Genomic DNA, 9474 nt, shown 5'->3' with positions numbered 1-9474 from the left:
CTTCGGCCTGTTCAACTTCTCTAGAAGGCTCGACAAAGACCATGAAAAGACCACTAAAAGCGCAGAAGCATGGGTACTATGGCAGAATTGTCAGCTCATTCTTAACCGGATTGACTAAAAATCAGAATGTTACAAATTTAAACATGCTCTAACTTCTATATAACGATCTGAACCATCTTCATTTTTAGAAAGAATATCAAAACCAGCACTATCATCACTATTAGAAATCCACTCAACACTGTCTGCGAGAGTATTTTTACCTTGTTCTGTCAATCTCCATTTTTCATATTTCAGAACTAACATTTCTCCTCTTTCCCCTAAGTGAATGTTATTCTGTTCCCTTTCTAAGTAATTCACTTTGATAGGTTTCCTTTCATAATTGACTTTTGGTTCAGACAGCATCTTTCTTCTCTCTGGAGGAGTGTCAATAAGTGAATGAAAGTTTATGTTGTGAACCGGGATATTCTTCGATTCTGCGAATTGAATAAACCTTGGCTCGATCGATGTTTTTTGTATGGACAAATAACTAATTATTTCATCTTCAATAATATGTTGATATTTCCACAGGGGCTTATATCCTTTGATGTAAGGTAAACCGAGTTTTATCAATGCAGCACTTATGTTCTGATGTTTAAATTCAATCGCTCCGGGGGTTCTATTTTCCAATAAAGAATTTAATTCATTCCTATGATGCGTCTTATTATAAGACTTGCCTATTAACTCATTTTCTAACATCGAAAAGTAGTCTTCAACAATTAATCTTACCTCATTCTCTTTCCAGTCATTTCCCATAAGGCTAATTTTTATACCGATTTTCTATCTAGTTTTAGCATGAAATCACTCACTAAAATTATGCTAGTATAAGCTAGAAGCTTTTTTCTATGGAGCTAAGTTATTTTAATAATATTTGATTTAGCTAATATAAAAATAATTCTTAGACTGTCTAGCACACCTCCCCAGTGCTAGGCGTTTCATCGTCTATCATACCGGAAGAGTTTAACTACATATTGAATACACGGCATCCTGACTTTTCAAGAATCAAAATAAAATCAACAGAAGACTTCTTCTTTGATCCGCGCATCAAAACTGATTTGCCAGGCTAAAGACATTGTTGTTCGTTATAGCTTGATAGTAGTTAACTAAGAAGCCCTCTGCTTCTAAATGCATGGGACTTTCTTGTTTGATTAATACTCGAATAAGAGCACCTATTTCGGCTTTTTATATATTCACTTTTGTTCTCGTTCTCCTCATTCACCGTTACAGTTCTTGTTTGCTCGGTTGCCTTTGGAACTTACGGGATAGTATGCTAAACCTCCTGCCGCTATCTGCGTTCACAACTCTATAATCCTAATCTTAATGAGATAAAGCAAATGGGGCAGAATACAATCATTGACGCCATTGAAAAACAGGAGTGGCTTAAAACGGCAGGAGACGCTGTACAGCCTGCGGTTCTCAATGCTTTTGAAGCACGGGGAGAAGCCGGTCAGCAGGTTAAAGATTTGCTGCACGGCACCTGGCTCGGCCATCCCTTGCATCCTGCTCTAACAGATGTTCCTATTGGGTCCTGGACGACGGCCGCCGTGCTGGATACGATGGAGCTGATGGGGAAGAAAAAGTATGCGCCCGGTGCCGATGCCGCTGTGGCAGTTGGCCTGGTAGGAGCAGTAGGTGCGGCAGTAACAGGCCTTGCCGACTGGACCGGCACGACCAAGGAAAGGCAGAAACTTGGGCTGATGCATGGTATGCTGAATGCAGGTGCGACCGCTCTTTACGTTACGTCGCTGTTGCTTCGCCGGCGCAAAAAGACCCGCGGAACTGCTATTGGCCTCTCTATGCTGGGGTATGGCGTGGTGAGTGTTGGTGCCTACCTGGGCGGGCATCTTGTGTTTGGCAAGCAGGTAGGCGTAGATCACACGGCTACGGCTGCAGAATATCCGGAAAACTTTGTCTCTGTTTTACCGGAAAAGGAGTTAGCCGAAAATTCCATGCGTTGTGTCAAAGCCGGAGAAGTTCCCGTGCTTCTTGCCCGAAAGAACGGGGAGATATTCGCACTGGCGCACACGTGCTCACACCTGGGCGGCCCGCTCTCAGAAGGTGACCTGCTGGACGGTGGCCGCGTGCGCTGTCCGTGGCACGACTCTGTTTTTTCTTTGGAAGACGGCAGCGTGGTACATGGTCCGGCAACAGAGCCGCAGCCCCGGTTTGAAGTACGGGTAAGAAATGGCCAGATTGAGGTTCGAGCCCCTAATAAATAAAGCTAATAGAGCGGATGATGGCGCGGACAGGTCACTGCCTTTCCAGACAACAAGCGTGTTCATGGAACAAAGAATATAATACTGTATCAGATGCTCGCAGAAACTTCGGGCGCTGCGGAGTCTAAGGCAAATTCCTGTTCTTCTTTGTATTGCTGGAGCATAGATGGTAAATCTTTGTATGCTTGCTGCTTCATTTTTTGCTAAGATGAAAAAACTGTACTTCCTTCTCCTTGCTGTTCTACCCTTCACAACTCAGGCCCAAACCATCACCAAACTGGATGGAAGCAAAATTACCGCTGCGGCGCTAGACCAAAAGATCCAGGCGCTGGTGGATGCTGCGGATGTACACGGGTTGGCCATCACGGTTTTCAACAAGCAGGAACCGGTGTATAAAAAGACCTTTGGCTATAAGCGCGGCGATACAAAGGAGCCGATAAAAACCAGTACCAACTTTTATGGTGCTTCGCTGAGCAAAGCAGTGTTTGCAGTGCTCGTAATGAAACTGGTAGAGGAGGGGGTGCTGGACCTGGACAAGCCCCTGCAGGAGTATCTGCCCAAACCCATTTACGCCTATACCCCCACCAAAAAATGGCACGACGACTTCCGCGACCTGGAGCATGTCCCGTTATACAAAGACATCACCGCCAGAATGTGCCTGGCGCATACCACCGGATTTCCTAACTGGAGGTGGTATGAGGAAGACCAGAAGATAAAGGTGAAGCATACCCCCGGCACAACGTATCTTTATTCAGGGGAGGGAATGGTATACCTGCAGGTGGTGCTGGAATATATGACAGGCAAGGAACTGGAGGAACTCATGCAGGAGAAAATCTTTGCACCCGTAGGTATGACGCAATCGTCGTATACCTGGCAGCCGCGGTTTGACAAGGATTATGTGGTGGGGCATAATACGAAAGGAGAGCTCTATGAAAAGGACAAGGACAACGAAGCCAGGTCCGCCAGCACCCTCGAAACCACGCTGGATGATTATACCATGTTCACGCAGGCAGTGCTTCAGAACAAACTGTTGAAACCCGCTACTACAAAGGAAATGTTCAGCCCTCAAATCAGGCTCCGGTCTGTGCAGCAGTTCGGCCCTTTGAGCGCGCGCGACACCACCGCCAACGATGCCATCGCCTTAAGCTATGGCCTGGGCTGGGGGCTGCTGCAGTCGCCTTACGGTACGGGCGCTTTTAAAGAAGGGCATGGCAACGGTTTCCAGCATTACTCCATTATATTTCCGGAGCAGGGCACCGGCATCATCATCCTCAGCAACAGCGACAACGCCGAAAGTATTTTCAAAGAGCTGCTCGAAACCACCATCGGCGATACCTACACCCCCTGGTACTGGCAGAACTATATCCCTTACGACCAGAAATAGAAAAGAATACCGCCAGCTAATCTTTATGGTGCAGCCTGATTCATCCAAAAGATGCTTACGTTTTGATATGCTTTTTTCCTGCAACGTGCCTGTTACTGCGCCTGAAACTCCCGGTGGCAGAGGTGCTGCCTGTGTCGTGTTCGTTTCCTGCACTTGGTGCCGATATCTTTTCTCAAACAAAAGGTTAAGTTTCAAAAAATATTTTTTCAGCAGGCAACGCTTCTGGTACCGGCCAGGTCTATCAGTCAAAATAAACCTATGAAAATCAATATCATGAAACCAAACCAATTTGTGCTGCTTGCAGGACTAAGCCTATCCGTTTTCCTTTCCTCCTGCGACAAAGAAGAAATTTTACCTTCCACGCCAGGTCAACCTTCTACAGGTACACCACCGCCAACAACTCCGACAACCCCGCCACCCACCGACAACACGCCTCCGCCTGTAACTGCCAACAGCCTGCTCACGCAATTGGGAACGAGAATCTTCCGGTACGATGCTCAAAACCGGCTGGTAGAGGTGAGCTATTCAGACCAGCCAACGTTGGGCTATATGGTCGTGTATGAGGGAGATAAACCTGTTCGGCTCAATTTCAAGGGTGGTACCAATTATCTACTGTATACCTACGAAGGTGATAAAGTGGTAGAGGCCATTCGCTATTACGGAGAGAACCTTATCAACTACCATTACACCTTTGAGTACAGCGGAGAGAAGCTGGTGAAAAAGACTACCATGAGCTACGCCCGCTACGACGAAGGCAGGCTCGGAATTGCGGAATACAAGTATGATGCAAACGGTAACCTGACGGAAATTGTGCAGGCATGGTCGACCAGTAACAGGATAGAAGACCTGGGCACATCATCTACCATATACTGGGGCAGCTATGATGACAAACCCAACCCTGTGCCTTTCGCCGAAAGTGAAGTGTACCTGCCGGGTGTGAAACTTTTTGAAAATAACCCGGGCTTTCGTGATGTGGAACGCTATACCTATGTTTACCACGAATCCGGCATGCCGCAGCAACGGTACACAAAGCTGGAGACACACCCGCACGTGCCTGCTTTTATAGATAGCTATACTTATGAACGATAGGCGTGAGGGAAGCATTTCTTTCGCCCTCTGCGGAGAATACTCATGCCACTTTTATATATAAAACTCTGGTTGCGTTGTGCCCATTTCACTGTTCCGCTACCTTCTAAAACCCACTCCTGCCCCTCCCAAGAGGGGAATTTCGGCCTGGAAGGAAGATTCCCCTCCTCGGAGGGGTTAGGGGCGATGCTGTCAACTTAACTTTATACTGTCATTTTGAACGCAGTGAGAAATCTGGAATGTTGCATGGCCATGAAATAACCCAGATTTCTCACTGCGTTCGAAATGACAGTATAGCTACTGTTTCGCCTGAAGATGACGGCATAGGGGGTTAGGGGTGGGTTAATTTCAGCTGCAAAAATAATCGCAACTTGAGTTATAAAATTTAAATAGACGATAACAGCCAGGCAGCCTTTACAAGCTATGGAAGAAGAACTGGTTTTTACCTGATACAAAACAGCCGCTTTACCTCATCCGGGAAGCGGCTGTTTCATTTTATCGCAAGGAATGGCATTTCCGGTTATCTGCTGCCTTAGTGGGCGCTCTATAAATGGGGAAATGCTTAGTAAATTTGTGCAGCTAAATCATTGACTATGAAATGTATGAGGTGTTTTAGTGTCGTGCGCCTTCAAAATATATACAATTTATTGCGTCCTCCCATATAAATTTGCCCGTATATAGGCCGATTAATAACCAACCTAATACAATACGATTATGATGAAGAAGCTATTTTTTGCAATTGCGCTGATGGTCGGTTCATACTCTGCAGCCCAGGCGCAAGCCAGTTTTGGTGTAAGGGGAGGAGCGAACCTGTCGAACCTGTCCGGCGATTTGCGTGATGAAAATATGTTTGAGAATAAGGTGTCCTTTCATGGAGGTGTCACTTTAAACTTCCCGGTAGTGGAAGAGTTCTTTTCTATTCAGCCGGAGCTCCTGTATTCCAGAAAAGGCTTTAAGAACAGTGGCGAGGAGTACAGAAACCTGCTGCTGTTGCAGGAAAGAAGACGCGAAGGCAGCGTGAACTACAACTACCTGGATCTGCCGGTGCTGGCGCACATTAACGCCGGTCCGCTTTACTTTGAGATGGGGCCGCAACTGAGCTACCTGCTAGGCGTGAACAACGAGACCGAAATTTATGACGGCAACGGAAACCTGATTGCCAGCTCGGAAGCCGATCAAAGCAAAGAAGGCCTTTCTGATTTTGAGGTAGGCTATGCCGCCGGTATTGGCTTTGCTGCACGCAACGGCATCAGCCTGGGCGTACGCTACAACGGCGCCTTCACTGATTTTGTGAAAGACAGCGAAACATACTTCGAAGGAGACCTGGCCAACGCGCGCCACTCTGTGTTCATGCTGACACTGGGGGTTCGTTTCCCTTACGGTAACTAAACAAAGCTATCGGCCTATTATAGCAGCCAGCCTTGCCCATCGGGCAGGGCTGGCTTTTTTTGTGGCTGTTTGTGCTTTACCAGGTCAAACCACCCCTGGCCCCTCCTGGGGGTGCAGGGGCCCCCTTTGGAGTCCAAGGCGGGGAATCTGCTTTTTCAGGTCGCCAATGGCTTGTTGCATTGCCGCTGCTAATTTAAATTTACATGATAACAGGGTAAGCAGACGTAAAGCGTTTATTCCAGACGTTTTATGTTTTTTCAAAATTAACTCTAAATCCGAAGGCGTAAATCCTTTCCAGTTTTTCTGTGAAGCGCCTTGTAGATTTCCGGTGCCACGCTAGTGGCAGCCGTTAGGCAGGAAATGTACACAGCGCTGAGCAGGAAAACGCGCCCTCGCGGGAGTGGAGCGCAAAGACAGAATCTATGAAAAAGGCTATCCATGAGTCGTTGGATGAACTGCCACTACGCTAGCTTAGACAAAAGATGATATGAAAACATCGGAATTAGCGTTAAGTATATGAACTGCTTACTATTCAAAAAAGGCTGATGAGCCCTCAAGTCGGCGGGATGACATTGTTCCTCGTATAAAAAAATAAAAACCAAACCTTACCTATGTTAGTATTCTGGACATTCATTCTGGCGGCACTCCTCGGGTACGTTATCGGCCACTATGTAAAACCCAATCACCGCCTGCAAAAAGAAATAACGAAAGCCAGGGAAGTTTGCGTGGCTGTGCTGGAGCAGGGGAACAAAGGCGTATACCGCACTATTGTGACAGAACAGCATAAATCCTCAGAACTGGTGATAGAAGTAAAGGAACTGGCAGTTACGCAGGGGGGGCAGGTGAAGGTGGAGTACCTGGAAGCCTACTATAAGAACCCGGAGTTCAGGACAAGGAAAGGGGAGGCCCTGTTGAAAGAGGTGCGGGAATTATTAGGAGATTACCTGCCTTTAAACGATATTGAATGGTATGAAACAACAGAGCGTCACGAACATATAAAAAATCACCTGAACACCTTAGATAACCTACGCAATCACCAACCCGAAGAATAAAAACCATGGAAAATACCAATATTCCGGCTGCCGAAAACAAAGAGCAGCAACAGCAAAGAGCAGTGGAAATTTCTAAAACCATTGATTTTTCAAAACCCGATTCCCTGACCAATTTTGGGGTGGAAACGCAGCGCAAGCTGGGATATTACTCAAACGAACTGCTAACCAAAGTGAAAGCCAAGGATTCCGGCGATGCCGGTACCGCCATTAATGAGCTGCTGACACAGGTGAACATGATTAAGATAGACGAAGAGGAGAAAAAGGGCTTTCTTTCCCGCCTTCCTTTCGTGAACAAAATAAAGGACAGGTCGCAGCGCCTGGCCAGCCAGTATAACAGCATTGCCGAGAACGTGGATGATGTGGTGATTAAGCTGGAGAAAACACGGCAGAGCATCATGAAAGACTCCACCAGCCTGGACGTGATGTTTAACCAGGCTGTGGAATACATACACGAGGTGCGGGCCGTAATTGCCGCCGGTAAGATGAAGATTGAGGAGCTGGAGAACGAGGCAATTCCGAAGCTGAAATCTGAAGCAGAGGCAAGCGACAACGACGAGCTCATCGTGCAGCGCCTCAGCGACATGATCGCCTTCAAAGACCGCCTCGAAAAGAAAGTGCATGACCTGACGCTTTCCCATACCATCGCCACCCAGTCGATGCCCCAGATCCGCATGATCCAAACTACCAACGATGTGCTGGCCCAGAAAATCCAGAACTCAATTGTGACGGTGATACCCGTATGGCGACAGCAGGTGGCCATTGCCCTGGGCCTGGAGAAGCAGCGCAAGGCACTGGAAATACAGAAAAAGGTTACCGACACCACCAACGAAATGCTGCTGAAGAACTCGCAGCTGCTGAAGACCAACGTGGTGAGTGCCGCCAAAGAAAACGAACGCGGCATCGTGGACGTGGATACGTTGAAAAAGGTGAACAAGGATATGGTGGAGACGCTGGACGCCGTTTTAAAAATATCGGAAGAAGGAAGCAAGAAGCGGTCTGATGCCGTGAAAGAGCTCGCCCAGGTGCAGGAAGAACTAAACAACAAAATCATCGGCACGTTCGGCAAATCAAAGAAAATTGAGACAGAATAATGGCAGAAGATAAAGATCAAAAGAAAACTTCCAAAACAATCCTGACCGACGAGCAGGAGGAGCTCCTTGATCTGTATATACAAAATCTGGACGGGTATTATGAGGAACTGAAAGCGTCTGATGCCATACAGGTCGAGATAGAAACGCAGCATCTTAAAAAGATACTTAGTACATGACGAATTTCTGGCGTTCCCTTTTCGGGCTAAACGGCGCGGCTGGCGACAGAACCGTTGTCGGGACCCCGGAAGGTATAGAGGTGAAGGACGTACACTATATTAAAGACTCAAAAAAGCGGCTAACGGCACTCCAGGAGCTGCATAACCGCTACAGTGGTACGCTGCACGCAGACAAGATAGAGGCAGTATACCATAAGACAAAAGAAATACACAGCTACCTGATTGACAGGAGAAGAGTGCATGAGCTGGAGCTGTTCCACCTGCAGCACACCGATCATTTCCTGAATACCTTCACAGTAATTATTGATGCGCACCAGCAGCATTATGCCAAGGCCGCTGCCCTTAAACGGGCAGCAGCCAGAGCAGACGGTATTATCCGGAAAGTGGCGTCCGTCACCTTCCGCAAAGACAGGAAAGAAGTGAAGGCAGCACTGCAGGCCAATCGCGAGACCAGCGAGCGTGCTTTCGCAGACCTGAACGAAGCTAAATTAGAAGTGCCTGGGCTTACCATTCCCCAAATCTCCATCAACACCTATTCCAAAATTGTATACCTCAGGGAAAACATATCCGGAGGCCTGGTCTCAAATGAGATTGGCTTTACTTCCTCCCCGGAAGAGAAAGAAGCCTTTATCGACTACGTATCCGAGCGGTTCGGCATCGACAGCCTTGCCTACCTCGGCAACGCCATGGTGTTTATCCCCACCCACAACACCTCCCCACCTGCAGAAATGATCCCTGTCATCCACTGGAACGGCTCCCCCTACGCCCTCATCCTCGAAGACTGCCACCTCTTCCCAGTCAGAACTTACAGGAAAAGTCGGTGAGAATTTTCTGATGCCAACAGGTGCTTTACAAAAAGGACAAAAGACGCAGGACAGTAGACAAAAGCGAGCACCGAAAAGTCCCCATTAAAGTAAGTCCCCCTTTGAAGGCAGGGTCGTTAAGTTCTAATGTACTTAGTCATCAGCGTAATTTTATTAGCAAAGGCCATGGTAGCGTCTTTCATTGAAAGAAACCCGCTTCTTCGAGCGATGTTCAGGGCCA

The 9474-nt window shown here is 47.4% G+C and carries 9 protein-coding genes; 8 read left to right on the top strand and 1 reads right to left on the bottom strand.

What is annotated here, in order from left to right; all coding sequences use genetic code 11:
- Nucleotides 1-129 precede the first annotated feature (129 nt).
- Complete coding sequence (locus tag E1919_RS26380) at nt 130-792, bottom strand: protein NO VEIN domain-containing protein (protein ID WP_162056395.1); 663 nt, start codon at nt 790-792, stop codon at nt 130-132.
- A 578-nt stretch (nt 793-1370) separates the two neighbouring features.
- Between E1919_RS26380 and E1919_RS26375 the strand changes: the two genes are divergently transcribed.
- From E1919_RS26375 to E1919_RS26345, 8 genes are all read left to right on the top strand, one after another.
- The gene (locus E1919_RS26375) at nt 1371-2255 is read left to right on the top strand and encodes a Rieske (2Fe-2S) protein (RefSeq protein ID WP_162056394.1); all 885 of its coding nucleotides are present in this window, start codon (nt 1371-1373) and stop codon (nt 2253-2255) included.
- Between the two features lie 205 nt (nt 2256-2460).
- Entirely contained in the window at nt 2461-3636 is a 1176-nt protein-coding gene (locus tag E1919_RS26370) for a serine hydrolase domain-containing protein (protein WP_162056393.1), read from the top strand.
- 258 nt (nt 3637-3894) lie between these two features.
- Nucleotides 3895-4725 carry a hypothetical protein gene (locus E1919_RS26365; RefSeq protein WP_237144874.1) on the top strand — a complete coding sequence of 277 codons (831 nt, stop codon included), beginning with the start codon at nt 3895-3897 and terminating at the stop codon, nt 4723-4725.
- A 711-nt stretch (nt 4726-5436) separates the two neighbouring features.
- Nucleotides 5437-6111, top strand: coding sequence for a porin family protein (locus tag E1919_RS26360; protein ID WP_237144873.1), 675 nt, complete (start codon nt 5437-5439; stop codon nt 6109-6111).
- A gap of 611 nt (nt 6112-6722) precedes the next feature.
- Nucleotides 6723-7163 (top strand): hypothetical protein, encoded by a 441-nt coding sequence (locus tag E1919_RS26355; protein ID WP_162056392.1) that lies wholly within the window; start codon nt 6723-6725, stop codon nt 7161-7163.
- A gap of 5 nt (nt 7164-7168) precedes the next feature.
- A complete protein-coding gene (locus E1919_RS26350) occupies nt 7169-8254 on the top strand; it encodes a toxic anion resistance protein (protein WP_162056391.1) in 1086 nt (361 codons plus the stop codon).
- Nucleotides 8254-8430 (top strand): hypothetical protein, encoded by a 177-nt coding sequence (locus tag E1919_RS27425; protein ID WP_202916004.1) that lies wholly within the window; start codon nt 8254-8256, stop codon nt 8428-8430. The genes E1919_RS26350 and E1919_RS27425 overlap by 1 nt, the downstream gene beginning before the upstream one ends.
- Complete coding sequence (locus E1919_RS26345) at nt 8427-9254, top strand: hypothetical protein (RefSeq protein ID WP_162056390.1); 828 nt, start codon at nt 8427-8429, stop codon at nt 9252-9254. The genes E1919_RS27425 and E1919_RS26345 overlap by 4 nt, the downstream gene beginning before the upstream one ends.
- Nucleotides 9255-9474 lie beyond the last annotated feature (220 nt).

This window comes from Pontibacter pamirensis (assembly GCF_010015475.1).
In the GTDB taxonomy this organism is placed as follows: Bacteria; Bacteroidota; Bacteroidia; order Cytophagales; family Hymenobacteraceae; genus Pontibacter; species Pontibacter pamirensis.
Note: the sequence above shows the minus strand (reverse complement) of the source record. Positions and strands in the feature narration are given on the sequence as shown.